Below are 25860 nucleotides of genomic sequence, written 5' to 3'. Positions count from 1 at the left end.
ATGAGTGAGAGCGCGCCACAGCGGCCGTCCGGACGGGGACGCTTCATCACCTTTGAAGGCGGCGAGGGCACGGGCAAGTCGACCCAGATCAAGAAGCTCGCCGACCGCCTCACGGCGGCAAAGCTGCGCATCCGCGTCACGCGGGAGCCGGGCGGCTCGCCGGGCGCTGAAATCATGCGTCATCTGGTGCTGTCGGGCATGGGCAAGCTGCTCGGCCCCGAGGCCGAGACGCTGCTGTTTGCCGCCGCGCGCGATGACCATGTCCGCACCGTGATCCAGCCGGCGCTGAGCCAGGGCGTCTGGGTGCTGTGCGACCGCTTCGCGGACTCGACGCGGGCGTATCAGGGCAGCCTCGGCCAGGTGCCCGATGGCCTGATCAACGCGATGCAAAGGGTGACGATCGGCGACCTCAAGCCGGACCTCACCATCATCCTCGATTTGCCGGTCGAGATCGGCCTGCAACGTGCCGCCGCGCGCCGCGGCAGCGGCACGCCCGACAGGTTCGAGGCCGAGAAGCTCAGCTTCCACCAGGGCCTCCGCGAAGCCTATCGCAAGATCGCGGCGGAGGATCCCGCGCGCTGTGTGCTGATCGACGCCAATTCCGACCCGGACACGGTCGCTGCGCGCATCTGGACGGCGCTGCGCGAGCGCCTGCTGCCAACGCCTGCGTCAGTGGTGTCGGTATGAGCCCGCGTCAGGCCGAGCGCGAAACCGCCATACCGCATCCGCGCGAGACGTCGCAGCTGTTCGGCCATCGCGAGGCGGAGGCCGCGCTGCTTGATGCCTATCGCAGCGGACGCATTCCGCATGCCTGGCTGATCGGCGGGCCACAGGGGATCGGCAAGGCGACGGTGGCCTATCGCATGGCGCGCTTCGTGCTCGCCCATGCGCAGCCGCTGGCGCCGGCCGTGCAGCGCGCCGAAAGCCTTGCGATCGATCACGACGACGCCGTGGCGCGGCAGGTGGCGGCCGGCTCGCATGGCGGCCTGCTGACGCTCGAGCGCACCGCCAACGAGCGCGGCGTGATGCGCACCGTGATCACCGTGGACGAGACGCGCGAGACGATCGGTTTCTTCGGCTCGACCGCCGCGGCCGAAGGCTGGCGCGTCTGCATCGTCGACACCGTCGACGAGCTCAATCCGAACGCGGCCAACGCGCTTCTGAAGATTCTCGAGGAGCCGCCGCAGCAATCGCTGTTCCTGCTGGTGAGCCACGCACCCGCGCGGGTGCTCGCCACGATCCAGTCGCGCTGCCGCAAGCTGCGCCTGCGGCCGCTCGCCACGAACGATGTGGTCGGCGCCGCCGCTTCGGCGGCTGAGCTCGATCCGAACGATGCCGCGCTGCGCGAGGCGGCCGAGGCCGCCGAGGGCAGCGTCGCACGGACGCTGACGTTGCTCGGTGGCGAGGCCCTGAAGCTTCAGCAGCGCACGGCGGCGCTGCTCGCGCGCCTGCCGCAGGTCGATCCGCGCGAATTGCACACGCTCGGCGATTCGCTCGGCATCAGCGACCGCGTGGCGCTTGCGGCCTTCATCGACGGCATCGACCGCTGGATTGCGGAGCGCCTGCATGCAGATGAGGCCAATGCCAACCAGAACCTGCCGCGCCTTGCGCGTCTAGCTGAGGTATGGGAAAAGATCGTCCGCGCCGCGCGCGACACCGAAACCTACAATCTGGAGCGAAAGCCCTTGGTTTTCTCGGTGTTCGGCTGGCTGGCGGACGCAACGCGCTAAAGCATGATCCGGAAAAGTGCGCAGCGTTTTCCGAAAAGATCATGCGCAAAACAATAACGGAACGCCGAGCCGTTTCCAAAATTCGAGAAGCCGGTAAAGGAATTCGTGGTGGCAACGCGAGCTAAGAAATCCCTCAAACGCAAGAGCGGCAAGAAGGCTGCGAAGAAGGCCGTCAAGAAAGCCGCGAAAAAGGCCAAGGCGCGCGCGGCCAAAGCTGCCAAGAAGGTCAAGAAGACCAAGAAGGCTGCCGTCAAGAAGAGCGTGAAGAAGGGCGCCGCGAAGAAGCAGGTCGTCGCCAAGAAGGCGGTGAAGAAGGCTGCCAAAAAGCCCTCCAAGGCTCCGGCGAAGAAGGTCGCGAAAAAGGCGGCTGCGCCTGCCGTGACCGCCGCACCGACTCCCGTCGCGCCTGTGAAGCCAACGGCGCCGAAGTCAAAGGCTCCGCGCGCGCCGAAGCCCGTCGCTTCTCCGCAAGCTGCCGCGCCTGCGGTCGCCGCCCCGCGCGACAACGTCTTCTACATCACCACCGCGATCGCCTATCCCAACGGCAGCCCGCATATCGGTCATGCCTATGAGGCGATCGCGACCGACGCGCTGGCGCGCTTTGCGCGGCTCGACGGCAAGGATGTGTTCTTTTTGACCGGCACCGACGAGCACGGCCAGAAGATGATTCAGACAGCGGCGAGCGAGGGCATGTCCACCGCCGCGCTCGCGACGCGCAATGCCGGCCGGTTCAAAGAGATGGACGAGCGGCTGGACGTGTCGTTCGACCGCTTCATCCGCACCACCGAGGAGCAGCATCACCGCTCCAGCCAGGAGATCTGGCGGCGCATGGAAGTGAATGGCGACATCTACGCCGACACCTATTCGGGCTGGTACTCGGTCCGTGACGAGGCCTATTACGCCGAGGACGAGACGCGCGTGAACGACGATGGCGTGCGCTTGGGGCCGCAGGGCACGCCGGTGGAATGGGTGGAGGAGAAGAGCTATTTCTTCCGCTTGTCGGCGTACCAGGACAAGCTGCTCAAGCTCTATGCGGATCAGCCTGACTTCATCGGGCCGGACTCTCGCAAGAACGAGGTCGTGAGCTTCGTCAAGGGCGGCCTGCGCGATCTCTCGATCTCGCGCACCACCTTCGATTGGGGCGTGAAGGTGCCCGGCGACGAAGAGCACGTGATGTATGTCTGGGTCGATGCGCTGACCAACTACATCACCGGCGTCGGCTTCCCCGATGAGAGCGACAGGAACTGGCGCTATTGGCCGGCCGACGTGCACGTCATCGGCAAAGACATCATCCGCTTCCATGCGGTGTATTGGCCGGCCTTCCTTTTGTCGGCGGGCATCCCGCTGCCGAAGCGGGTCTATGCCCACGGCTTCCTGTTCAACAGGGGCGAGAAGATGTCGAAGTCGGTCGGCAACACCGTCGATCCCTTCAACCTCGCCGACCAATACGGCGTCGACCAGTTGCGCTACTTCTTCCTGCGCGAGGTGCCGTTCGGCCAGGACGGCAATTACAACCACGAGGCGATCGTCGCGCGCATCAATGCCGATCTCGCCAACGATCTCGGCAATCTCGCGCAGCGCTCGCTGTCGATGATCGCAAAACAGCTCGGCGGCGTGCTGCCCGAGCCCGGCGAGTTCAGCGACAACGACAAGGCGATCCTGGCGATGGCCGACGGCATGATCGCGGCCTCGCGCGAGGCCATGGCGGCGCAGCAGATCCATCAATGGCTCAACGCCGTTTGGGCCGTGGTTGCGGAAGCCAACCGCTATTTTGCGGGCGAGGCGCCGTGGGCGCTCGCCAAAACGGATCCGGCCAGGCAGAAGACGGTGCTCTACGTCACCGCCGAGGTGGTGCGCCAGATCGCGATCCTGGCTCAGCCCGCGATGCCGACCGCCTCCGGCAAGCTGCTCGACAGCCTCGGCATCCCCGAAGCCGAGCGCAATTTTGACATGCTCGGCGGCGCCAAGCGCATCGCGCCCGGTTCGACGCTGCCGGCGCCGATGCCGGCGTTCCCGCGCTACGTCGAGCCTGCGGCCTGAAGGCGTTCGCACGATGCTGGTCGACAGTCATTGCCATCTGGATTTTCCGGACTTTGCGGAAGATCTCGACGGGATCGTGTCGCGGGCGCGAGCCGCCGGCATCGCCCGCATGGTCACGATCTCGACGCGGGTCCGGCGGCTGCAGGACCTGCTCGCCATCGCGGAGCGCTATGACGACGTCTATTGCTCGGTCGGCACCCATCCGCATCATGCGGACGAGGAGGACGGCATCGCGCCGGATGAGCTGATTGCGCTGACCCAGCATCCCAAGGTCGTCGCGCTCGGCGAGGCCGGGCTCGATTATTTCTACGACAACGGCTCGCCGGAGGCGCAGGCGAGGGGCTTTCGCGCCCACATCGCCGCCGCCCGCGCCACCGGCCTGCCGCTGGTGATCCATACCCGCGAGGCCGACGAGGATTGCGCGCGCATCCTGGAAGAGGAGGCCGCAAAGGGATCGTTTCGCGCCGTGCTCCATTGTTACACGGGCGGGCGCGAGCTGGCACTGAAGGCGGTGTCGCTCGGGCTCTCTATCGGCTTCACGGGAATCCTGACCTTCAAGAAATCGGAGGCCTTACGCGCGATCGCAGCCGAACTGCCGCCCGACCGTATTCTGGTCGAAACAGACTCGCCCTATCTTGCGCCCGGCAGGTTTCGGGGCAAGCGCAACGAGCCGGCCTACGTGGTCGAGGTCGCAAAAGTGCTCGCCGAGACGCGCGGCGTGTCGCTTGACGAGATCTCGCGTCAGACCAGCGAAAACTTCTTCCGCCTGTTCTCGAAGGTGAAGGCTTGAGACTGGGAGCCACATGACGCTGACGCTGACGATCCTGGGCTGCGGCTCCTCCGCCGGCGTGCCGCGCCCGGCGCTCGGCTGGGGCGCCTGTGATCCCAACAATCCCAAGAACCGCCGCCGGCGCTGCTCGCTGCTGGTCGAACGGACGTCCGAGCACGGCACGACACGCATCCTGATCGACACCTCGCCGGACCTGCGCGAACAATTGCTCTCGACCAATGTCGACCACATCGACGCGGTGTTCCTGACGCACGAGCATGCGGACCAGACTCACGGCATGGATGATCTGCGCTCGGTCGTTATGCACATGCGCCGGCGCATTCCGACCTATTTCAACCAGTCGACCGCCAAGGACATCCTGTCGCGGTTCTCCTATTGCTTCATCTCGCCCGAGGGCAGCGATTATCCGCCGATCCTGACGCGGCATTCGATCGAGGCGGGGGAAAGCCAGACCATTCTGGGGAAGGGCGGCGCGGTGACGCTGACCGCCTTTCTGGTGCAGCACGGCAACATTCCCGCCCTCGGTTACCGCATCGGGGATGCGGCCTATACGCCTGATCTCAACGACATCCCGCGCGAGAGCTGGGGGGCGCTGGAGAATCTCGATCTCTGGATCGTCGACGGCCTGCGCTACACTGGCCATGTCAGCCATTTCAGTATCAACGATGCGCTGTCCTGGATCGAGCGCTTCAAGCCGAAGCGCGCGGTCATCACCAACATGACCGCCGACGTCGACTATGAGGTCATCCGGCAGTCGCTGCCCCCTGGCGTGGTGCCAGCCTATGACGGGCTGCGGCTGGAGACGCACTAAACCCGCGGTGGAAATTCTGCGGCCAGCCGGCATAGACCTTGCTTGCGTCGGCCCCATCATGTTGATCTAACGTCTGAAAGACAGGCGCTGGGCAGGGCGATATTCAAAACGGAACCGGCACTACCCAAGTGCAATCGGTCGGTCGAATCGCCGCGTGTGAGATGGGGATTGCGTTGGCAGAGGACGATGTAGCGACTCAAGGACCGGTGCGACGCGCTCTGGACCTCCTTTATCTCGGCGCGGGCTATGCCGCGGGCGTCTTCCTGGTCGCGATCTTCGCAATTATGATGATCATGTCGGTCGGGCGTCAGTTTGCGCTCAACATTCCCGCGGGCGATGATTTTGCGTCCTGGTGCATGGCCGCGATGGCGTTCCTCGGCCTCGCTCACACCTTCAAGCGCGGAGAGATGATCCGGGTCGGCCTGCTGCTGGAGCGTTTGCGCGGACGGACCAAGCAGATCGCGGAGGTCGTGGCGCTCGGTATTGCCGCTGCCTTCATTCTCTACTTCACCCGTCATGCTGTGCAGATGACCTACGATTCCTGGCGCTTCAACGACGTGGCGCAGGGCGTGGTCGCGCTTCCGCTCTGGATTCCCCAGCTCGGCTTCGCCGGCGGCCTCGTGATCCTCTCGATCGCGCTGATCGACGAGATGGTCAACGTCATTGCAGGCAACCGTCCGAGCTACGAGAAGGGCTCGCCCGACGAAACTCCGGAAGAGTTTGTCGAGCGCATCTCGCAGGGCGGCGGGGGCTGACCATGGCCAATCTCGGCATGATCGAGCTGTCGTTCGTCCTGCTCGGCGTCATGATCCTGCTGCTGGGAAGCGGCGTCTGGATCGCGGTCTCGCTCGGGCTGGTCGGCTTCGTGGCGATGGCGCTCACCACGGGCCTGCCGCTCGGCACCGTCCTTGCGACCACCACCTGGAGCGCGAGCTCATCCTGGACGCTGGCGGCGCTGCCGTTGTTCATCTGGATGGGAGAGATTCTCTTCCGCACCAAATTGTCGGAGGAAATGTTCCGCGGCCTGTCGCCCTGGGTGCAGTGGCTGCCGGGACGGCTGACACATGTGAACGTGATCGGCTGCGGCATCTTCGCGGCGGTGTCGGGCTCGTCGGCGGCGACCTGCGCGACCATCGGCAAGATCGCGCTGCCGGAACTCGACAAGCGCGGCTATGACAAGGGCCTGAGCCTCGGATCGCTGGCCGGCTCGGGCACGCTCGGCCTGCTGATCCCGCCGTCGATTCCGATGGTGGTCTATGCTGTCACGGCGAACGTCTCCGTGCTTCAAGTGTTCCTCGGCGGCTTCCTGCCGGGGCTGCTCGTGATAGCGCTCTATTCCGGCTACATCATCATCTGGTCGCTGCTCAACCCCACGAAGATTCCGCCGCGCGATCCGCCGATGCCCCTCCGGCAGAAGCTGCGCGAGTCCGCCAAGCTCGCGCCCTGCCTGCTGCTGATCCTGGCGGTGTTCCTGTCGCTCGTTCTCGGCTTTGCGACGGCGACGGAATGCGCGGCCTGGGGCGTTTCCGGTGCGCTGCTGCTGGCCTGGTGGAGCGGCACGCTCACGCGCAAGAATTTCCTCGAGAGCGTCATGAGCGCGACGCGCCTGACTTGCATGATCATGCTGATCCTGGCAGGCGCGGCCTACACCACGGCGGCGATGGCCTATACGGGCATTCCGGCCGCGCTCGCCACCTGGGTCCAGGGCCAGCAGCTCACGCCGAGCATGCTCGCGCTGTATCTGAGCATCATGTACATCATCCTGGGGTGCCTGATCGACGGAATCTCGATGATCGTTCTGACCGCCGTCATCGTGCTGCCCATGGTCAGGCAGGCCGGCCTCGACCTGGTCTGGTTCGGCGTCTATCTGATCATCCACGTCGAAATGGCGCAGATCACGCCGCCGGTCGGCTTCAACCTGTTCGTGCTCCAGAACATGAGCGGCCGCGATACCTTTACGGTTGCGCGGGCGGCGTTTCCGTTCTTCGTGTTGCTGCTGGTCGCCGTGTTCATCATCACGGAGTATCCGCAGATCGTGATGTTCCTGCCGAAGCTCGCCTTCCCAGACTGAGCGTACCCGTTCTCTAGATCGACTGTGAGGAGAAGTCCGATGATGTCTCGTTTATTCCACGCATCCTTGATTGCCGGCGTTGTGCTGGCCGCGACACCTGCCTTGGCTCAGAGCAAATGGAATCTGCCGGCAGCGTATCCTGCGGACAATCCGCACTCCGAAAACCTGGTCGCGTTCGCCAAGGACGTCGAAGCCGCCACCTCGGGCAAGCTCCAGATCACGGTTCATCCGGGCGCCTCGCTGTTCAAGGCGCCTGACATCAAGCGCGCCGTGGTGACCGGGCAGGCGCAGATGGGTGAGGTGCTGCTGTCGATCCACGAGAACGAAGACCCGATCTTCGGCGTCGACGTCGTGCCGTTCCTCGCGACCAGCTTCCCCGAGGCGACGAAGCTGTATCAGGCCTCCAAGCCTGCGATCGCCAAGAAGCTCGACGCGCAAGGTCTCAAGCTGCTGTTCGTGGTGCCGTGGGCACCGCAGGGCGTCTACGTCAACAAGCCGCTGGCCACGATCGAGGACATGAAGGGTCTGAAGTGGCGCGCCTACAATGTCGGGACCGCGCGGATCGGCGAACTGGTCGGCGCGCAATCGGTCACGATCCAGGCTGCGGAACTGCCACAGGCGTTGGCGACCGGCGTGGTGAACTCCTTCATGTCGTCGGGCGGCACCGGCTACGATTCGAAGGCGTGGGAGTCGCTCAAATACTTCTATGACGTGCAGGCCTGGATTCCGAAGAACTACACCTTCGTCAATAAGGCTGCCTTCGAGGCGCTCGACAAGCCGACCCAGGAAGCCATCCTGAAGGCCGCCGCCACCGCGGAGACGCGCGGCTGGAAGGCTTGGGAAGAGAAGGCCAATTGGTACCTCGGTCAGCTCAAGGCCAAAGGCATGACCGTCGAGCCGCCGAGCCCGGCACTGAAGGCCGGCTTCCAGAAGATCGGCGACCAGCTCACGGCCGACTGGCTGAAGAAGGCAGGCGCCGACGGTCAGGCGGTGCTCGACGCCTACAAGAAGATGTGAAGATGAGAGAGCTTCCGCCCGCCGTGGGCGGGCGGAAGATTCTTTGGCCGCTGGTCAGGCCGAGATCGCCTTCACCGAGCCGACCTCGTTGCGCAGCAGGAATTTCTGAATCTTGCCCGTGGACGTCTTCGGAATCGGCCCGAACACGACCGCCTTCGGCGTCTTGAAGCCGGACATCTGGCTGCGGCAGAAGGCGATGATGTCCGCCTCGCTGGCGCTGGCGCCCTCTTTCAGTTCGACGAAGGCGCAGGGCACTTCACCCCATTTCGGATCGGGTTTTGCCACCACGGCCGCGAACAGCACGGCCGGGTGCTTGTAGAGGACGTCCTCGACCTCGACCGAGGAAATGTTCTCGCCGCCGGAGATGATGATGTCCTTGGAGCGGTCCTTGATGATGACGTAGCCGTGCTCGTCGAGCACGCCGAGATCGCCGGTGTGAAACCAGCCGCTTTCGAACGCTTCCTTCGTCGCCTTCTCGTTCTTCAGGTAGCCCTTCATCACGATGTTGCCGCGGAACATGACCTCGCCGATGGTCTCGCCGTCGCGCGGCACCTGCTGCATCGTTTGCGGATTGATCACGGTGACGGCTTCCTGCAGCGGGTAAGGCACGCCCTGCCGGCGCTTCATGCGGGCGCGCTCGGCGGCGGGCAGGTCATCCCAGCCCGGCTGCTCGGCGCAGACGGAAGCGGGGCCGTAGACCTCGGTCAGGCCGTAGACATGTGTCAGCTTGATGCCGATGCTTTCGGCGCCTTCCAACACCGCGACCGGCGGCGCTGCGCCCGCGATCAGGCCGACGACGCGGCGGGCCGCATCGCCCTTTGGTGCATCGGGCGCGTTGATCAGCGTGTTGTAGACGATCGGCGCGCCGCACATGTGGGTGACGCCGTGGCGCTTGATCAGCTCGAAGATCCTGGTCGGCTCGACCTTGCGCAGGCAGACATTGATGCCGGCGGCCGCCGCAATGGTCCAGGGAAAGCACCAGCCGTTGCAGTGGAACATCGGCAGCGTCCAGAGATAGACCGGATGCTGGCCGAGATTGCCGGCGAGGATGTTGCTGACGGCGTTCAGATAGGCGCCGCGATGATGGGTGACGACGCCCTTGGGATTGCCCGTCGTGCCCGAGGTGTAGCTCAGCGCAATCGCGTCCCATTCATCGCCCGGCGTGATCGGCGCGAAGCCTGGATCGCCCTGGGCGACGGCCGCCTCGTACTCGATCTCGCCGATGCGCTTGCCGCCCTTGAACGATGCGTCGTCGACGTCGACCACCAGCGGCTTGGGGCCGGTCATCTGCGCCAGGGCCGCAGTGATGACGCCTGAAAACTCTGGATCGACCAGGATGATTTTCGCGCCGCCATGATCGAGCTGGAACGCGATCGAAGGCGCATCGAGACGGATGTTGAGCGCGTTGAGCACGGCGCCGGTCATGGGCACCGCGAAGTGCGCCTCGTTCATCGCGGGAATGTTGGGCAGCATCGCCGCGACGGTGTCGCCGACGCCGATGCCCTTGCTCGAAAGCCAGGAGGCAAACCGCCGGCAGCGCTCATAGGTCTGCACCCAGGTGAAGCTGCGGCCTTCATAGACCGTGCTGACGTGATCGGGATAGACCGCCGCGCTACGCGCGAGGAAGCTCAGCGGGCTCAGCGGCACATAATTGGCTTGCGTCTTGTCGAGGCCGATATTGTACGGATTCTGTCGCTCACTCATCGACACCCTCCTTAAACCGCATCAAAGAAATCCGATCGAGATCCAGGGGAAGATCGCGACGATGATCAATCCCACCAGCAGCGCCAGCAGATAGCCCCAGATCGGCCTGATGCCTTCGGCCGGATCGACGCGTCCGATGGCGCAGGCGGCATAATAGCCGACGCCGAAGGGCGGGGCGAATAGCCCGATACCCATGGCGAGAATGATCACCATGGCGTAGTGCACCTCGTGCACCCCGACGGCGCGGGCGATCGGAAACAGCAGCGGTCCGAACAGCACGATCGCCGGGATGCCCTCCAGCACGCTGCCGAGGATGGTGAAGGCCAGGATCGACACGGCGATGAAGGTCGCAGCCCCGCCCGGCAATCCCGTCATGGCCGCCGCCAGCGAGCGCGAGAAGCCGGATTGGGTCAGGCCCCAGGCCATGCCGGTCGCCGTGCCGATGATCAGGAGGATCGCCCCCGATAGCGCGGCGGTCTCGACCAGCATCGGAAACAGCCGCCGCCAGTCGAAGCGGCGGTAGATCAGGAGGCCGACGAGGGCGCCATAGACGATGCCGATGGTGGAGACTTCGGTGGCGGTCGCGATGCCCTCGACCACGGCGTAGCGGATCACGAAGGGCAGCGCGAGCGCGGGCAGGGCGACGACGAAGGTCTTGCCGATTTCGGATGCCGTCGCGCGGCGGACGTGGCCCATATCCTCGTGGCGGTAGCGCCACCACACCAGCATGCAGAGCGTGATCGCGAGCACGACGCCGGGTAGTAAGCCGCCGGTGAAGAGGGCGGCGATCGAGACGCCCGTGACCGAGCCGATCGTGATCAGCACGAGGCTCGGCGGGATGGTCTCGGTCTGGGCGCCGGTGGCCGCAAGCAGCGCGACGAGATCGCCGGGCTTGGCGCCGCGCTCTTTCATCTCGGGAAACAGCACGGGCGCGACTGCCGCCATGTCGGCTGCCTTGGCGCCAGAGATGCCCGAGACCAGGTACATGGCGCCGACCAGCACGTAATGCAGGCCGCCCCTGATGTGGCCAAGCAGGCTTGCCAGGAACGCCACCATGGCCCGCGCCATGCCGGTCATCTCGATCAGCAGGCCTAAGAACACGAAGAGCGGCACCGAGAGCAGGATGAGGTGGCTCATGCCCTCGTCCATGCGCCCGACCAGCACCATGACCGGCGTGCGCGTGGTCAGCGCGAGATAGCCGTAGATCGCAAGACCAAAACCGAACGCAATGGGAACCCCGGCAAACACGCAGAAGCCGGCGACGCCGACGAAGAAGATGATGAGGTTGAGATTGCCGAGCGGCCGCAGCAATGGCTCGGCCAGCCAGAACAGGCCGATCACGACCGCAACCGACAGCACGGCGGCCGCAACCATTCGATGGTCGGCGGCGCGCACGAGCCGCAGCAGGGCAAAGGCCGCCATCAGGCCGATGCCGACCGGCAGCGCAGCGGCGCGCCACATATTGGAGATCTGGAGCGCCGGCGTCGTGATGTAGCTTTCTTCATAGGCGTAGTCGCAGGCCGGCCACACAATCAGAATCAGGAACGCCAGGGCCGCGGAGGTCGCGACCAGATCGAGATAGGCCCGCATCGCCGGCCTGGCGCTGGCGACGACCGCCGTCATGCGCATGTGCTCGGAGCGGCGGAACGCAACCGCCGCGCCCAACATGGCGAGCCACAGGAACAGGATCGAGGCGAGTTCGTCCGACCAGATCAGCGGCCGGTGCAGGCCATAGCGTGCGACCACGCCGGCAAACAGGATCACGATCTCGGCGACCACCAGGATCGCCGTGGGGATTTCGACGACGAGGCCGAGCACGCGCTCGACTGAGGCCAGCAGCGAAGGTCGGCGAGGGGACTGCAACGTCGCCTCGCCCACCGCTTCGGTCACCTCGATCTCGACATGAGCCATGCTGGCCCCAACGCGCTAGGACAGCTTGCCGACGGCCTTCTCCAGAAGCTCCCAGGCCTGATCGCCATATTTGCCCTTCCATTCAGCATAGAAGCCGGCGGAGCGCAGCTTGTCGCGGAACGGCGCGACGGCCGGCTGGTTGAAGATCAGGCCCTTGCCCGCGAGCTCCTGCTGCAGGTTGGCATTCAGCTTGGCGGTATCCTCACGCTCCTTGACGGCGGCGGCATTGATGTTCCTGGCGACGACGGTGCGGACGTCCTGCGGCAGCTTTTCCCAGGCTCTGCGGTTGGCCAGGAACCAGAAGCCGTCCCACATGTGGTTGGTCAGCGAGCAGTACTTCTGCACCTCGTAGAGCTTGCCGGTCGAGATGATGGCCAGCGGGTTCTCCTGGCCCTCGACGATCTTGGTCTGTAGCGCGGAATAGACCTCGCTGAAATTGATCGAGGCGGGCGCGGCATCGAACGCCTTGAACATCGAGGTCCACAGCGGCGACACCGGCACGCGGATCTTGAAGGCCTTGAGGTCGTCAGGCCCGGCGATCGGCCTGGTGGACGACGTGGTCTGGCGGAAGCCGTTGTCCCAGATCTTGTCCATGACCTCGAGGCCGGCCTTCTTGATCTCGCCGCGGACATGGGCGCCGAGATCGCCGTCCATGGCCTTCCAGACCGTGTCGTAGTCCGGGAACGCGAAGCCGATACCGTTGATGGACGCCGCCGGCACCAGGGTCGACAGGATCAGGCCGGACAGCGTGAAGAACTCGACGCCGCCGGAGCGGATCTGGCTCAGCATGTCGGTGTCGGAGCCGAGCTGGTTGTTCGGGAAGATTTGCAGGTCGAACTTGCCGCCTGTCTCGGTCTTGATCGCCGCCGCCATCTCCTTGGCGCGGACGTTGAGCGGATGGGTGTCGGGCAGGTTATTGGCGTACTTGTAGGTGAACTCGGCGCTCTGGGCCCGGGCCACATGGGGCGCACCGAGGCCGCCTAGGACCGCGGTCGCGGCGGAGGCCTTGAGAAGCGTGCGTCGGGAAAAGCGCGTGGAAAGGACCATGGGTCTGCTTCCTCGGAAGGTTTGTTGTTGTTCTGAGATGCAAACCTATACGGACGGTCGGCCTTAAGGTCATCTGCGATCTCGCGGATGCCTCGCTTATTGCAGCCGGACAAGTCGGCGGCAACATCGGCTTTGGCACACGAGACCCGATTCAAAATCTGAAAAACAACCCCATGCACAGTAGCCGTCAAGGGCTAAGACGGCGACCGACGCGCAGACGGAAATACAAGCTTTGGCGAAGGTGAGATGGCAGCAATTCGGCCTAAATAACTGATCTCATTGTAGATAAATATATTCCATAATATACCTTATGCGAATCATGGATGTGGCATGGGAGCGTTGACCTGCACTGCCTGTGCCGGCACGCGCGCCAGCCGATTGCGGCCTCCTCCCGGGTTCAAACCTTCCTCGCTCTCAGCGCGACCTGACTGCATTGCTCCGGCGAACTTTCCGACCGCGTAACGCAACGGAAAGTTCGCGGAGTGTGGGCCAGTTCATACAATTGAACGCGCGGGAGCCGCAGAATTGGTTCGCGATGGGCTTCGAGGCTTGCCGCTGCGGGGCTCGCGCGCGCGAACGCATGGATCATAGATCGCATGCCTGAACCGACCCACTTTTCTTGATCGCGTTGCATAACGAAACACGTTTTGGGTGCCGGCTGGTCCTGGCGCGAAGTCGCCTCGAGCCTGCGTGCACCCCGGGGAGCCAGAGACATGCGTCGTGATTTGACCATCAAGACCGGCAGCATGGCCGGCACGTCCGATTTCAGGGTGATGGCTCCGATCAAGAAGGGGTTCGTGCCGTCCCTGGATGCGACCACGTACAAGACCCGCGTCAAATACGTGTTGCGGGCGCTGAATGGCGGACGCGCCAACGCGTATGAATACGAGCTCGCCCGCGTGCTGACCGATTCCGTTGACCGCGTCGGGCGGATCCACTCGGTGGGCATCGCCGTGCTCGAACCCGAGGACGAATCCGTTGACGGCTTGGATTATGTGCTGCTGACCGCGACGTTCGACGGGTCCTGGGAAGCCTATGTCCGCGTCATCTGGCAGAAGGCCGCCCGGCTGCTCGACCTCATCTTCTGCAACACCGAAGGCTACGTGCTCGGACACGAGAACACGTACGAAGATTGGGGTATCTGGCTCAAGAGCAGGCAGACCGAAGCCTATTTCCTCTATGCCACCCCAGACCTGACCGTGGATGACACGCGTTTCCTGCGGATGGAGGAGCGGGTCTATCGGCGCGCCTCGGGCGCCGGCGCCGACCAGATCGTCACGCGGATCAGGATTCCGTCGCCGGAAGACATAGCGCGACGCTCGATATTCGAGGTCGACGGCCAGATCGGCGTCGATCCGACCAATGCCGGCTTCAGCAAGCCGCTCAGCATCGAAGCTGCCGCCCGGCCTCCGTTTCGGCACGGCATCCGCGCACTGGCGGGACTCTACCGTCTGGCCGACTTCTATCCGCCGGGCACGCATGACGGGGTGATTCTGCATCGGGCCGGCCACGAGCTGCTGCCGGAATTCGTGACCATGATCAACCACCCCGCCTACGCGGCAGGCGTCCAGCGCGCGCGCCGGCGCTATGAAGAGGCACTGCGCTGGTTGATGACCCCACCCGATGTGGCGCCGGTCCGGCGCAACCTTCCCCTCGCCCCGCCGGCCGAACCGCCGTTGCAGGATACCGGCAACGTGCAAGGGGGGATTCTGAATCCCTACAATTCAGATCACGGCTGCCTGCTGCTGCTGCAGTTCGCCAATCCGGCCGCACTGGCCGCGTTTCTCGACGTCCTGCAGGTGACTTCCGAAGCCGACGTTCTGACGCCGGGGCAGATCGTCGCCAACATCGCATTTACGGTCGAGGGACTTCGTCAGGCCGGCCTGTCCGACGAAGAGGTCCGCACTCTGCCGGAAGAGTTCGTGCAGGGCATGGAAAGACGCGCCGGCCTGCTCGGCGACGTGCGTTGGAATCATCCGAACCGATGGCGCCTTCCGGCCAGCAATTGGGCGCTCGGGGTCAACGCGCCGGACCTGCCCGCAGGCGACCCGGCGCCGCGCATCAGCATGAGCTCGGTCCATGCCGTCCTCCAGCTCCGACTGTTGCTGTCCAAGGATGCGCCGCAGACGACGGCTGATGCGAGAGACGCGTTGATGGACGAGATGACCCGCCTGGTCGAGGTCGATGCAGGTATCAGGCCCCTTTCGATCCAGTGGATGCAGCGACAGCGCGACAAGAGATCCGGCGACATGCAGGACCATTTCGGGTTCGCCGACGGCGGTTCAGACCCGGTGTTGCGTGAGTCCCAGGCCGGCAGAGACTATTCCAATCAGGTGCATCTCGGCGAGATCCTGTGCGGCTACCCGAACCTCGCCGACGAGACGGCGCCGTTCGGCGACGCGACCAACCGTGCTCATGCAATGCTCCGCGACGGCAGCTTCATGGCACTGCGTAAGTTGCGACAGGACGTCGAGCAGCTCGAGGAAGTCCTCGCCCACGCGACGCGACAGGCAGCCGAGACGGCCCGACCGGACACACCTGCCCTGACGCGCGAGACGCTGATGGCCAAGATGATGGGACGCTGGCCGACCGGCCATCCCCAGGCCGGCCAGCCTCTCACCCCAACTCCGCCGCCCGGCGCGCAGAGCAACGACTTCAATTACGACCCCGATCCACAGGGCCAATCGTGCCCGTTCCACGCGCATATTCGGCGCGCCAATCCGCGCGTCTCGATCACCAAGGCCGACGCAGGCGCACGGCCCCCACGGATCGTCAGGCGCGGCATGTCCTACGGTCCGCCCGTTGACCCGCAAGCCGCCAAATCCGCACCGCAACCAGAGCGCGGCCTGGTTTTCATGGCCTACAATGCCAGCCTCGGCGAGCAGTTCGAGGTGGTGCAGAGCTGGCTCGCTGGCGGCAACAGCTCGGGTGCGTCCTCGGGGGTCAGCGATCCTTTCCTCGGCGTCGCCGAGCCTGGCCGGCTCCGGCATTTCCGTTTCGAGCATGGAGGCCAGACCATTCGCGTGGCGCTGGACGGCTCGGACCGGCTCCACGACGAACCCCGTCCGTTCGTTCGTCTGGAATGGGGAGCATATTTCTTTGCGCCGTCGAAGAAGGCGCTTGCCGATCTGCAGCAATGGGCGGCGAGCCAAGGGTATAAACCGGCGGTGACGTGGTCCGCGGACCAGGGGGAAAAGGAGATCGCGCGTCTGCGCCTGATCGAGCGCCAGCAGGGCGAAGCCGCGGCGATGGCCGCGTGGAAGACAGCGCTCGAAGATCCGGATTCAGCCTCGCATTTCGTCAACGCCTCGATCTGGGCTGCGATCCGCGAGCGGCACGGCGGCGCGCTCCGCACGCCCTTCGGGGTCTTGGTGGCCGACCGCGACATGGTCTACAAGGTGTTCGCCGATTCCGACACCAAGCTGACCATCACCGGCTATCTTCCCCGCATGCTGCGGTCGTTCGGCATCCTCTATCTCGGCCGCGACGCCGGACAGCCGGACCAGGTCTACGAACAGGAATCCGAGGCCTGCAACGCCGCGATCATGGCCCTCGACCAGCCCGCCGCATTCGAGCTGGCGCGCGCGGTTACGCAGAAAGTTCTAGGCTTCATGGTCAAGCAGACGATCGACTTTGCCGTAAGCGACGGCGAAGCGAGCTGGGAATTGACCGTCGATGTGCACGAATTGGTGGATCCGCTGCTCGCCGCCTTCTGCGAAGCATGGTTCGGGTTGAGCGAAGAAGGAGGTCATTTCCGCCGCGTCGGCTATCGCTGGGATTGGAAACCAGGCGAGGCGCCCGGTTATCCCGGCCATTTCCTGTCCCCGTCGCGCTACATCTTCCAACCGCATCCGAACCGGACGGTGGAGGCGATCGGCGCGGCACATGGCGACGCTGCGCGCCGTGCCATGGAAAGTTTCCTGACGCAGTTCGGGCCGACGAACGGGCCGGTGACGAAGGCGGTTTACAACTCGCCGCGGGGCACCGGCGACATTCCGTTCGTGGCACGCACGGTCGCCGGCGCCATGATGGGATTCATTCCGACCGTCGACGGCAATTTGCGACGGATCTTGAACGAATGGCTGCGCGAAGGAACGCTATGGGCGTTGCGCGCTCGCTATGTCGGCACGAAGGCAAAGAACTACATGGATGCCCTCAACCGGCTGAGGGACGACTTCATCCCCGCGATGCAACTTCGCGCGGTGCCCGAACTGATCTGGCGGACAGCCGTCGTTTCGCAGACCATCGGAGGTGTCGACGTGAGGCCCGGAGACGTCATCGTCGCCGGCGCGGTCTCCGCCACCCAGCAAAGTCTCGCCGAAGGTCGCCAGGACATCTACCACGCCTTCGGCGGCAACCGCAGGGTCGCGGGGCATCCCACGCATTCATGTCCCGGAGCAGACCCGGCCCTGGCGGTGATGCTGGGTTTCTTCAGCGCACTGGTGGAGACGGAGCTACCCTTGCGGACCGGCCCCATTCCAATGAGCCTGACGATGGACGGAAGAGTCCCGGCGCCGAGCCCACCGCCACCCTAGAGCCGTGGGCAGGTGCGCAGCGATCAGACGGCACAATGCCGAGCGAGCTGATCGTTGGCGTGGATGACGGGTATGCCGGCGACGCGCCTGATCGTCTGCTCCGCATGCCAGTGCATGCCGAGCGCGCGCAGTTTCTCCGCGGCTTCCATCATGGTCTGGCGAGCCGCCTCGCCCCGGCCCTGCCCTGCGAGGAGCTCGCCCCGCAGGGAAAGATTCAGGGCCGCATCGCGCAGCGACCCGCGCCACCCTGTGGAGGTTTCGGCCCGGCCCAACCAGCGCTCGCTGAGGCGAAGATCCTGGCGCAGAGCTGCGAGCTTCGCCAGCGCGCGGCACGCCGCCGCTTCGCCCAGTCGCTCGCTTTCGCGCGCGCGCCGCAGGACATGGGCGGCATACCGCCGCGCCGTCTCGACATCGCCTTCGGCGGTCGCCGCCTCGACGAGCCAGCTATATTGAACTGACGTGTAGAATTGAAAGTTGCGCCGCTCCATCCATTCGGCGGCGTTGCGCAACTGCAGCAGGCCCTCGGCGTCGCCGGTTGCCGACCAGCGGGCAAATCCCGAGGCGGCCCGGCAATCCGCCAGAAGCAGCAGGCTACGCGTGTTCTCGGCGATGCGCGCCCCTTCCACGGCAAGCTGCTCCGCCTCCTGCCAGCGGCCCTGCCAGATCAGCGCGACCGCAATCCAGTTGCGCACGGAATTGACGACCGGATGGGTCGAGCCTCCGACCAGAGCCATGGCTTCGCCGAAACAGGCGTGGGCGTCCTCGAAATCGCCGCGATCCGCAAGGACACCGCCCTTGCACGATAGCGCATAGGCGGCTCCGAAGGATATCGCACCATGCCGCCGGCTGCGTTGCTGCTTGGTCGAAATGGCGGCGTCGATCAGGGCGATGGCTTCGTCGTACTGACAGCTTGCAGCAAGAATCTGACCGAGCGTCGCTTCGATCTGAGCGATCAGGCGACGATCTTCGAGCTTGCGCGCCAATTCCAGTGCCGTCCGCGTGTGGGTCACGGCCTCCCGGAAGCGACCGAACCCGTAGCACATCCAGCCGAGCCATTCATAGGCGCTGGCCATCGCGGCGGTCTCGCCGAGGGAGGACGCGATCGCAACCGCGCGTTCGAACACAGTGGTGTCGTCGGTCAGCGACAGCGGGTCGAAGATATTGGCCATACCCAGCTTGTTGGCCAGCAGGCACCAGCGCAGCGATTGCTCGCGCGAGCGATCGGGCACGCGATCGAGCGCTTGCATCGCAACCTGGTATTGCGCACTTGCACGATCGAGCGCGAATGCAGCCATGGCCTTGTCGCCGGCGCGTTCGGCATAATGGGCTGCGCTTTCCCAATGACCTGCGCCTCGCGAATGATAGGCCAGAGCTTCCATCGCATCCTCGCGATCGGCCTGCTCGGACCGCGCCAGCAAGGTGGCTTCGATCCGCTTGTGCAATGCTTGACGCTCGTGCAGCCCAATGGTGTCGTAGACCGCATCGCGGGTGATGCCGTGCTTGAAGCGAAGGACGCCGCCCGCAGGATCGGCATAGAGAAAGTCCGCATCGGCCAATGCCCGCACGATGGCCGGGTCGGGCTCGCTGCCGCAGGCCGAAGCCAGCAAGCCATGCGGGACGGTATTGCCAATGACGGCCGCGGCGCGCACCACCTTCGCCTCGTCCGGCGGCAGGCGCGCCAGGCGCGAGGCGACCAGGGTTGCGATCCAGCCCTGTTTGCTGCGCGCTTCGAACGAGGCAGGATCGTTGGCGGCGATGGAATGGCAGAGCTCTTCGATGAACAACGGCACCCCGCCCGCATAGGCATGGATGCGGGCTACCAGGAAGGGATCGGCCTGCGGGACCCAGCGTCGTACGGCAAAGTCGGTTTCCGGCCCTTGAAACGGTTCGAGAAACAGGTGCGGCGCGCCGGAAATCCATTCGGTTCCGTCCTCGCGCGGCCGGCTGGCGAGGATGACGCGAGGTCCGTTGGGCAATTCCAGCAAAGCCTGCAGCAATTGGCGGCTCGCGTCATCGGACCATTGCCAGTCGTCGATCACCAGCACCAGCGGGCCATGTGCCGACAGTCCGGTAAAGAACCCGAGCAGATCGCCGACGACGCCATCGACGGTGATGCGGCCGCCGCGCGCATCGGCCGACGCCAGTGCGAGGATCGATTCTGCATTCGGACCGAGCTGGGCCGCCCATGGCTCCAGAGCCGCGCGCGCCGTCTCCTTCGCCTCGACGAGGGAGGCGTCCGCTCGAATTCCCAGTGCAGCGCGCAGCATCTGCAGGAATGGTTGCAGGACCTCGGCACCAACGTAACTCTCGCAACTGCCTCGCAGCAGCCTGATGCGCTGGGTGCCGACGTGCCCCAGCACTTCTTCGAGAAGGCGTGTCTTGCCGAGTCCGGGTCCACCGACGACCACCGCGCAGCGTTGCGCCTGCGCAGGTGCTTCGCTCAGAAAGCGTGTCAGGAAGCCGAATATCTCGTTGCGGCCGATGAAGGGCGTCAGGCCGCGGCGCGAGGTTGCCTCGAAGCGCCGGGTCGCCGTGCTTCGACCCAACACCAGCCTCGCCAGCGGCATTCCGGAAGCCACTGGGAGGTGGGCGGCGAGCTCGAAGAAGTTGGCATGCGGCCCAAGGGCATCGAGGCTGGCCAGGATCTGATCCGGCCCGGCGTGGTGCGACAGATGCGCTGCGGTGTTCACGACATCGCCGATCAGGTCATACCGGCCGGACTCGATGTCGCCTTGGGTCAGGAGCACGGTGCCGGCATGAATACCCGAATGCATTCGAAGCGGCATCAGCGCCGGCGACACGCCGTGGTGGCGCAGCTCTCCGACCCATTCGTGAATGTCGAGTGCTGCTTCCGCGGCACGACGACCATCGTCTTCGCCGGATTGGGGGTAGCCGAAAATGGCGAGCGCACCGTCTCCTTGCGTGCGGATGATGCGACCACCGTGCTTCGCCACCGCGCGATGCCAGATCTGCCGCAGCTGGCTGAGGAGTTCGGAAAGGTGCTCGGACTCGACATCCCGGCCGAGGGCCGTTGATCCGACAAGGTCGGAGAACAGCACCGTCAATCGATGACGTTCGCCTTTGGGGTCACGGGTCTGCGTAATCATCGTCAATCGCAGCCAACTCGTTGACGAACCGCAAGAACGGCCTCCCAGCGGGTGCCGGACCGGATGCAGCAAGTATCACAAAAGGCCATAGTAACTCGCCCGATCCGCAAGGGGAAGCTCGCGGGAATTGCATCCGCCGAAGATGGCGATCAGGGCGACGGCATCGGCCTAACCTATTCAAAAACCTAATGTCTTCCGTTTGCCGGAGGGCGCGGCGCCGCCTCGCCTGCGCAGGCCGAGGCGGTGGATCAAAGCCGGAGGATATCGAGCTGGCAGTCCTAGGGAAGCGGCAGCCGCTCCAGCTGGCTCTGCGCCTTCTTGACGGCGGCCGCATACCAGCTCTGGCTCGGGGCTTCCTTGGCGAAGCACGCCGTGAAGGCGGTCATTGCCTTGTCTTCGCGGGCCATCTCGCCGCGCGGGTCTTTCTTGTCGACGGGCTTTGCCATCATCTGCTTCCAGACCTTCTCGCAGGCCGGGATCGGGGCGGTCTTCACGGCCTCCCTTGCCGCGAGGAAATAGACCTTGTCGCCCTGGATCGCGACGACGTCGATTTCGTTCGGCGGACCCTTGAGGCCGCCATTGCCGCGCACGCCGAGCACAGCGGCTGCGCCGCTCGCCTTGGCCGGCTTGGTGATCGGCAGCTCCGCGTAGATGGCGAAGGCGGCGTCCTGGATGGCGTGATAATAGAAGCGGTCGGATTTCAGCGCGGCGCCACTCTCCTGCGGCATGCCGTCCGCGCGATGCTCGCCCAGCCAGTGCTTCAGCAGCCCGGTCGTGGTCACCACGGCCTGCATCCTGTCGCCTTCGGATGCGAAGCTCAGCCCGTCGAGATGGCCGAAGCCGATGTCGTCCTTGAACAGCGTATCGACGTTCGACTTGCCTTCGGCCGGGAGTCCCTTGATCGCGACCGGACCGATCAGACCGCGCAGCACGCCGGCCAGCTCCTTCAGGGCCGCATCGTGCTGCTTGTAGATCTCGTCGCTCTCCTTGGCGTTCGAGAATTTCGCGATGTAGCGGTCGCGCAGGTCGAGATAATGCTGCTCGGGCGCGGCCGCCCCGGCGGGCGCGGCCAGGACGAGCAGGCAGAGCAAGGCAGGCAATCTCATTGCAATTCCGGCAGACTGGAGAGCGATCTCCCATCTTTGTGCCGACGCCGCGTGCCAAGGTTCATCCGTTGGCGGAACGCAGGTGCCCTACTCTGCCGGCGTCAGTTGCTCCCGGTTCAGCCGCAGGGCCGCCGTCTCTTGCACGCGAACGCGGGCGCGGCGCTTGCGCCACCAGATCACGACGCCAGTGACAGAGAGCGCGGCGACCACGAGGCCCATCACCGAGATCAGGATGCGCCCGAACAGTCCGACGATGCGGCCCGAATGCAGCGGAAACTGCGCCTGCACGAAGATGTCGGCGGCGGTGCCGACCCAGGGCAGCCGCTCGCCGATGGGGCGGCCGTCCTCGCTGTCGTAATAGAGCTGCGCCGGGCCGACGCCGCCGGCGCCGTGATCGTCGCCGGGATGGAAGAAGGCGGCGGCATAGACGCCATGGGCCGGGCCGTAGCTGAGCGCGCCGACCGGGGTGGTCCAGCCTCGCGCCTTGCCGTCGGCGGCCGCGCGGGCGGCGATCTCGGCGAACGTCATCTTGGGCTCGATCGGATTGTCGAGATCACGATAGGGACGCTGCTCATAGGGTGTCGGGGTGTAGTTGGAGACCATCTTCATCAGCGGCGAGAACACCTCGAAATAGAGGTTCAGCGAAAACGCGGTGAAGGCGATGATGAACAGCACGCCCCAGGTCCACAGGCTGAAGGCGCGGTGGATGTCGAAATTGATCCGGTAGGCGCTGCCCGAGGTCTTGATGGTCCAGGCCGGTGCCCAGCGCGCCCAGAAGCCGCGCTCGAGCTGGCGCGCGACTTCGGGCGCACGCGCCGCCTTGGCGCGCCGGCGCGAGGGCAGCGTCAGATAGAAGCCGACGAAGCAATCGATGGTCCAGATGATGGCGATGATGCCGAGCACGCGCATGCCCCAGCGGTCGCTGCCCCAGAATTCCGGGATGTGCATCGTGTAGTGCAGCTTGTACAGAAACGAGACGAAGTTTTCGCGCGTGACGGGCCACACCGCGCCCCAATAGCGCCGGCCGAGCTCCGCACCGGTGTTGGGATCGAGGAAGACCTGATTGTAGTCGAGCGGGTAACGCTTGCCGGTCGCGGGATCGATCCGCGGCATGACGAAGAACCACAGCGAGTGGCCCTGCTCCGGCGTCATGAAGAGATAGACGACGCGCGCACGCGGATCACGCTGCTCGATCATCTTGGCGAGCTCGAGCGAGGGAATGGCCGGGCCTTTCGTCGAGACATCGAACAGATGGCTGTTCAGGACGTCGTCGAGCTCGTGATCCCACGAAATGATCGCGCCGGTGATGCCGGAGAAGAACAGGAAGGCGGCCGTCAGGAGTCCCGCCCAGCGATGCAGTTTGCCGAATGTCGCTCTCATCGCTCGGATCTCATTCCCACTGGGCCCGGCCCCTCATTTGCCGGACCGCTTTCGATTGGACTCACCGGCGGCAGGTCAGCTCGCCGATGGGCCTTCGGCCTAACGCAGGGACCATTTCAGTGCGAGAGGTCGGACATTAGAATCTATCGAGACTGGCCGATAAGCTGCGCGACAAAGCGTCCATGCGTGATCGGCGGTCCGCGCAGCCGGGTGTGTCAAGGCCAATCGGCAAAATTCAGCGTCGGTCTCGATCGTCCCGCTCTCGCGCGTGCCGCAACGCGCCGACGCCACACGCCCGGTGCCTCGCCGGTGTGCTTGCGGAAGAAGCGGCTGAAATAGGCGGTGTCCGTGAAGCCCAGCGCGAACGCGATCTGCTTGACGGCGATGGTTCCAGCCTCCAGCCGCGCCGCCGCTTCCCTGACGAGGCGCTGCTGGATCAGCTCGCTCGGCGAGCGCTTCAGCTCGCGGCTGCACAGCGCGTGCAGGCGATCCGGCGTGGTGCCGAGCAGCCTCGCGTAATCGCTGACGCGCAGGTGCTGTTGATAGCGCTCCTCGAGCAGCCTGCGGAACCGGCTCAGGATCTCGGTGCTGCTGCTCTCCTCGTTGCGGTTGCCGTCGCCTGCGAACAGGCGCCAGAATCGCAGCACGCACAGCGTCAGCTCCGCCGACATGATCGACGCTGCTCCGCTGCGTGCGGGCGAGGCGATCTCGGCGGCGATCGCCGCGATGGAACGCGCCATCGTGGCCGCAAGATCGGCCTCGACCTGCAATGCCAAAATGCCGCCCGCGCCCTCAAGCGCGAGATAGGCCGCCTCAGCCGATGGCGGGAGATAGCGATGCCATGTCCCGGCACGCAATTGCAGCAGCTGCGCGGAGGTGCCGGCCGGCACCTCCAGATAGTCGGCCGATCCCGCCGGGAGCCAGACCATCGCGGGTCCGACCGTCCGCACGGTCTTGCCGGGCTGACCGATCTCGGCGGTCCCGCCGGAAAGGCACAGCAGATGAATGAACGGACGGGCCGCTTTCGAGGTCAGCGTCCATCGCCGTGCGACGTAATGCGCTGCGATCAGCTCGGCGCCCACAGGCACAGCCCCACTCGGGACGGATGCCGGTGCCGGATCTGGGCCCGCGACGCCTCGACGCACTTGGCGGTCAAGACCAGAAACGTCCAATCTTTCACCGGATTTGTCCATTGTGCGAGCAAAGCTTGGGATGCTTGCTAGGTCAAGTCCCGGTGGCGGCCGGCTCAATGATGCCGCCCTAGAGAAAGTCGGGACCAAGAGGAACGACCACTCACATCGATGCCAACAATCGCTTGAGTGCAACAGGAGGGAGACACGATATGTTTTCGGCGAACCGTCGAACGTTGCTGCACGTCGCTGGCCTCGCGGCTCTGGCCGGGACGCTCTGGACCTTTCCGTCCACCGCCGATGCGCAGGAGAAGATCCGGATCGGCTACGCGATCTCCAAAACCGGTCCCTATGCCGGCGGCGCCGGTATCACTACCCTGCCCAACTATGAGCTATGGGTGAAGGACGTGAATGCCGCCGGCGGCATCAAGCTCGGCGACAAGAAGCTGCCGATCGAGGTGGTCGAATATGACGACCGCAGCAGTTCGGAAGAAGCCGTCAAGGCGATCGAGCGCCTCGCCAACCAGGACAAGGTGGATTTCATTCTTTCGCCGTGGGGCACGGGTCTCAACCTCGCGGTCGGCCCGACACTGAACCGCCTGGGCTACCCTCACCTCGCGGTCACGTCGGTGACCGACAAGGCGCCGGAGCTTGCCAAGCGCTGGTCGAACGCGACGTTCTGGCTCGGGACGTCGGCGCAGATATCCGAGGGGCTCGCCGATCTGCTCGGCAAGCTGAAGAGCGAAGGCAAGATCGGGGCGAACATCGCGATGGTCAGCGTCGCCGACCAGTTCGGCATCGAGCTGTCCGCCGCGGGCCGCGAGGCCTTCAAGAAGCACGGCTTCACGCTCGGCTATGACAAGACCTATCCGATCGGGACGCAGGATCTCCAGCCTCTGTTGAAGGATGCGATCGCGTCGAACCCGGATGCGTTCATCGCCTTCAGCTATCCGCCGGATACGATCGCGCTGACCGAACAGGCGCAGCTGTTGAAGTTCAACCCGAAGGTCTTCTATGTCGGCGTCGGCACCGCGTTCCCGCTCTACAAGGGCAAGTTTGCCGCCAACAGCGACGGCGTGATGGGTATCGGCGGTTGGAATGCCGAATCTCCGCAGCTGAGGGAGTATCTCGCGCGCCACAAGGCTGCCACCGGCAAGGAACCGGATCGCTGGGCGAGCTCGATCACCTATGCGAGCCTGCAAGTGCTCCAGCAGGCGATCGAGAAGGTCGGCAAGCTAGATCGCACCGCTGTCGCGGCGGAAATCCGCGCGGGCACGTTCGAGACCATCATCGGTAAGGTCAAGCTGAAGGACGGGCTGCTCCAGGAGATCTGGGGCGTCGGACAGTGGCAGAACGGCGAGTTCTACGCCCTCGCACCGACCTCGCGGCCGGGCGCGCGGGCCGCGGTCGTGCCCAAGCCGCAGTGGCAGTAAGGCTGGTTGGCTGGCCTCTCGCGAGGCCTGCCTGCAGTCCGCTCTAGG

The 25860-nt window shown here is 65.0% G+C and carries 17 protein-coding genes; 10 read left to right on the top strand and 7 right to left on the bottom strand.

Annotated features, from left to right (window positions below; all coding sequences use genetic code 11):
* The 8 genes from tmk (at position 1) to P0R31_RS30080 (ending at position 8459) form a co-directional block, all read left to right on the top strand.
* Positions 1-687 carry a dTMP kinase gene (tmk, locus tag P0R31_RS30115; RefSeq protein WP_275518093.1) on the top strand — a complete coding sequence of 229 codons (687 nt, stop codon included), beginning with the start codon at positions 1-3 and terminating at the stop codon, positions 685-687.
* Positions 684-1730, top strand: coding sequence for a DNA polymerase III subunit delta' (locus P0R31_RS30110; protein WP_275518092.1), 1047 nt, complete (start codon positions 684-686; stop codon positions 1728-1730). Before tmk ends, P0R31_RS30110 begins: the two co-directional genes overlap by 4 nt.
* A 108-nt stretch (positions 1731-1838) precedes the next feature.
* A complete protein-coding gene (gene metG / locus P0R31_RS30105; RefSeq protein ID WP_275518090.1) occupies positions 1839-3770 on the top strand; it encodes a methionine--tRNA ligase in 1932 nt (643 codons plus the stop codon).
* 13 nt (positions 3771-3783) lie between these two features.
* A complete protein-coding gene (locus P0R31_RS30100; protein ID WP_275518088.1) occupies positions 3784-4560 on the top strand; it encodes a TatD family hydrolase in 777 nt (258 codons plus the stop codon).
* A gap of 13 nt (positions 4561-4573) precedes the next feature.
* Positions 4574-5371, top strand: coding sequence for an MBL fold metallo-hydrolase (locus P0R31_RS30095; protein WP_275518087.1), 798 nt, complete (start codon positions 4574-4576; stop codon positions 5369-5371).
* Positions 5372-5532: 161 nt separating this feature from the next.
* Complete coding sequence (locus tag P0R31_RS30090) at positions 5533-6126, top strand: TRAP transporter small permease (protein WP_275518086.1); 594 nt, start codon at positions 5533-5535, stop codon at positions 6124-6126.
* A 2-nt stretch (positions 6127-6128) separates the two neighbouring features.
* Positions 6129-7442: a TRAP transporter large permease gene (locus P0R31_RS30085; RefSeq protein WP_275518084.1), complete on the top strand. Its 1314-nt coding sequence runs from the start codon at positions 6129-6131 to the stop codon at positions 7440-7442.
* 39 nt (positions 7443-7481) lie between these two features.
* Positions 7482-8459 (top strand): TRAP transporter substrate-binding protein, encoded by a 978-nt coding sequence (locus P0R31_RS30080; RefSeq protein WP_057029200.1) that lies wholly within the window; start codon positions 7482-7484, stop codon positions 8457-8459.
* 54 nt (positions 8460-8513) lie between these two features.
* On the opposite strand, the gene P0R31_RS30075 is transcribed toward P0R31_RS30080, so the two are convergent.
* From P0R31_RS30075 to P0R31_RS30065, 3 genes are read right to left on the bottom strand one after another with little or no spacing between them, the layout of a single operon-like run.
* Positions 8514-10163 (bottom strand): acyl-CoA synthetase, encoded by a 1650-nt coding sequence (locus P0R31_RS30075; protein ID WP_275518082.1) that lies wholly within the window; start codon positions 10161-10163, stop codon positions 8514-8516.
* A gap of 21 nt (positions 10164-10184) precedes the next feature.
* The gene (locus P0R31_RS30070) at positions 10185-12074 is read right to left on the bottom strand and encodes a TRAP transporter large permease subunit (protein WP_275518080.1); all 1890 of its coding nucleotides are present in this window, start codon (positions 12072-12074) and stop codon (positions 10185-10187) included.
* Between the two features lie 15 nt (positions 12075-12089).
* On the bottom strand, positions 12090-13121 hold the full coding sequence (locus tag P0R31_RS30065) for a TRAP transporter substrate-binding protein (protein WP_275518078.1): 1032 nt from the start codon (positions 13119-13121) through the stop codon (positions 12090-12092).
* A gap of 713 nt (positions 13122-13834) precedes the next feature.
* On the opposite strand from P0R31_RS30065, the gene P0R31_RS30060 reads away from it, so the two are divergent.
* Positions 13835-17656 (top strand): Dyp-type peroxidase domain-containing protein, encoded by a 3822-nt coding sequence (locus P0R31_RS30060; RefSeq protein ID WP_275518076.1) that lies wholly within the window; start codon positions 13835-13837, stop codon positions 17654-17656.
* A gap of 23 nt (positions 17657-17679) precedes the next feature.
* Here the strand turns inward: P0R31_RS30060 and P0R31_RS30055 are convergent, their stop codons facing one another.
* The 4 genes from P0R31_RS30055 to P0R31_RS30040 form a co-directional block, all read right to left on the bottom strand.
* Complete coding sequence (locus P0R31_RS30055; RefSeq protein ID WP_275518075.1) at positions 17680-20835, bottom strand: ATP-binding protein; 3156 nt, start codon at positions 20833-20835, stop codon at positions 17680-17682.
* Positions 20836-21041: 206 nt separating this feature from the next.
* Positions 21042-21869 (bottom strand): hypothetical protein, encoded by an 828-nt coding sequence (locus P0R31_RS30050; RefSeq protein ID WP_275518074.1) that lies wholly within the window; start codon positions 21867-21869, stop codon positions 21042-21044.
* Between the two features lie 87 nt (positions 21870-21956).
* A complete protein-coding gene (fsrB, locus tag P0R31_RS30045) occupies positions 21957-23249 on the bottom strand; it encodes a siderophore utilization protein FsrB (RefSeq protein WP_275518072.1) in 1293 nt (430 codons plus the stop codon).
* Positions 23250-23464: 215 nt separating this feature from the next.
* Positions 23465-24337 carry a helix-turn-helix domain-containing protein gene (locus P0R31_RS30040; protein ID WP_275518071.1) on the bottom strand — a complete coding sequence of 291 codons (873 nt, stop codon included), beginning with the start codon at positions 24335-24337 and terminating at the stop codon, positions 23465-23467.
* Between the two features lie 254 nt (positions 24338-24591).
* Here P0R31_RS30040 and P0R31_RS30035 point away from each other — a divergent pair, with 254 nt between their 5' ends.
* Entirely contained in the window at positions 24592-25812 is a 1221-nt protein-coding gene (locus P0R31_RS30035) for an amino acid ABC transporter substrate-binding protein (protein WP_275518070.1), read from the top strand.
* The last annotated feature ends 48 nt before the right edge of the window (positions 25813-25860 follow it).

Origin of the sequence: Bradyrhizobium yuanmingense (assembly GCF_029167105.1) — a bacterium.
Taxonomy (GTDB): Bacteria; Pseudomonadota; Alphaproteobacteria; order Rhizobiales; family Xanthobacteraceae; genus Bradyrhizobium; species Bradyrhizobium yuanmingense_A.
This window is presented reverse-complemented; position numbering and strand designations above follow the sequence as displayed.

What these genes read in the sequence shown, in the direction of transcription:
- tmk (WP_275518093.1), top strand. Translation starts at nt 1, where the DNA reads ATGAGTGAGAGCGCGCCACAGCGGCCGTCCGGACGGGGACGCTTCATC.
- P0R31_RS30110 (WP_275518092.1), top strand. Translation starts at nt 684, where the DNA reads ATGAGCCCGCGTCAGGCCGAGCGCGAAACCGCCATACCGCATCCGCGC.
- P0R31_RS30100 (WP_275518088.1), top strand. Translation starts at nt 3,784, where the DNA reads ATGCTGGTCGACAGTCATTGCCATCTGGATTTTCCGGACTTTGCGGAA.
- P0R31_RS30095 (WP_275518087.1), top strand. Translation starts at nt 4,574, where the DNA reads ATGACGCTGACGCTGACGATCCTGGGCTGCGGCTCCTCCGCCGGCGTG.
- P0R31_RS30090 (WP_275518086.1), top strand. Translation starts at nt 5,533, where the DNA reads ATGGGGATTGCGTTGGCAGAGGACGATGTAGCGACTCAAGGACCGGTG.
- P0R31_RS30085 (WP_275518084.1), top strand. Translation starts at nt 6,129, where the DNA reads ATGGCCAATCTCGGCATGATCGAGCTGTCGTTCGTCCTGCTCGGCGTC.
- P0R31_RS30080 (WP_057029200.1), top strand. Translation starts at nt 7,482, where the DNA reads ATGATGTCTCGTTTATTCCACGCATCCTTGATTGCCGGCGTTGTGCTG.
- P0R31_RS30075 (WP_275518082.1), bottom strand. Translation starts at nt 10,163, where the DNA reads ATGAGTGAGCGACAGAATCCGTACAATATCGGCCTCGACAAGACGCAA.
- P0R31_RS30070 (WP_275518080.1), bottom strand. Translation starts at nt 12,074, where the DNA reads ATGGCTCATGTCGAGATCGAGGTGACCGAAGCGGTGGGCGAGGCGACG.
- P0R31_RS30065 (WP_275518078.1), bottom strand. Translation starts at nt 13,121, where the DNA reads ATGGTCCTTTCCACGCGCTTTTCCCGACGCACGCTTCTCAAGGCCTCC.
- P0R31_RS30060 (WP_275518076.1), top strand. Translation starts at nt 13,835, where the DNA reads ATGCGTCGTGATTTGACCATCAAGACCGGCAGCATGGCCGGCACGTCC.
- P0R31_RS30050 (WP_275518074.1), bottom strand. Translation starts at nt 21,869, where the DNA reads ATGAGATTGCCTGCCTTGCTCTGCCTGCTCGTCCTGGCCGCGCCCGCC.
- fsrB (WP_275518072.1), bottom strand. Translation starts at nt 23,249, where the DNA reads ATGAGAGCGACATTCGGCAAACTGCATCGCTGGGCGGGACTCCTGACG.
- P0R31_RS30035 (WP_275518070.1), top strand. Translation starts at nt 24,592, where the DNA reads ATGTTTTCGGCGAACCGTCGAACGTTGCTGCACGTCGCTGGCCTCGCG.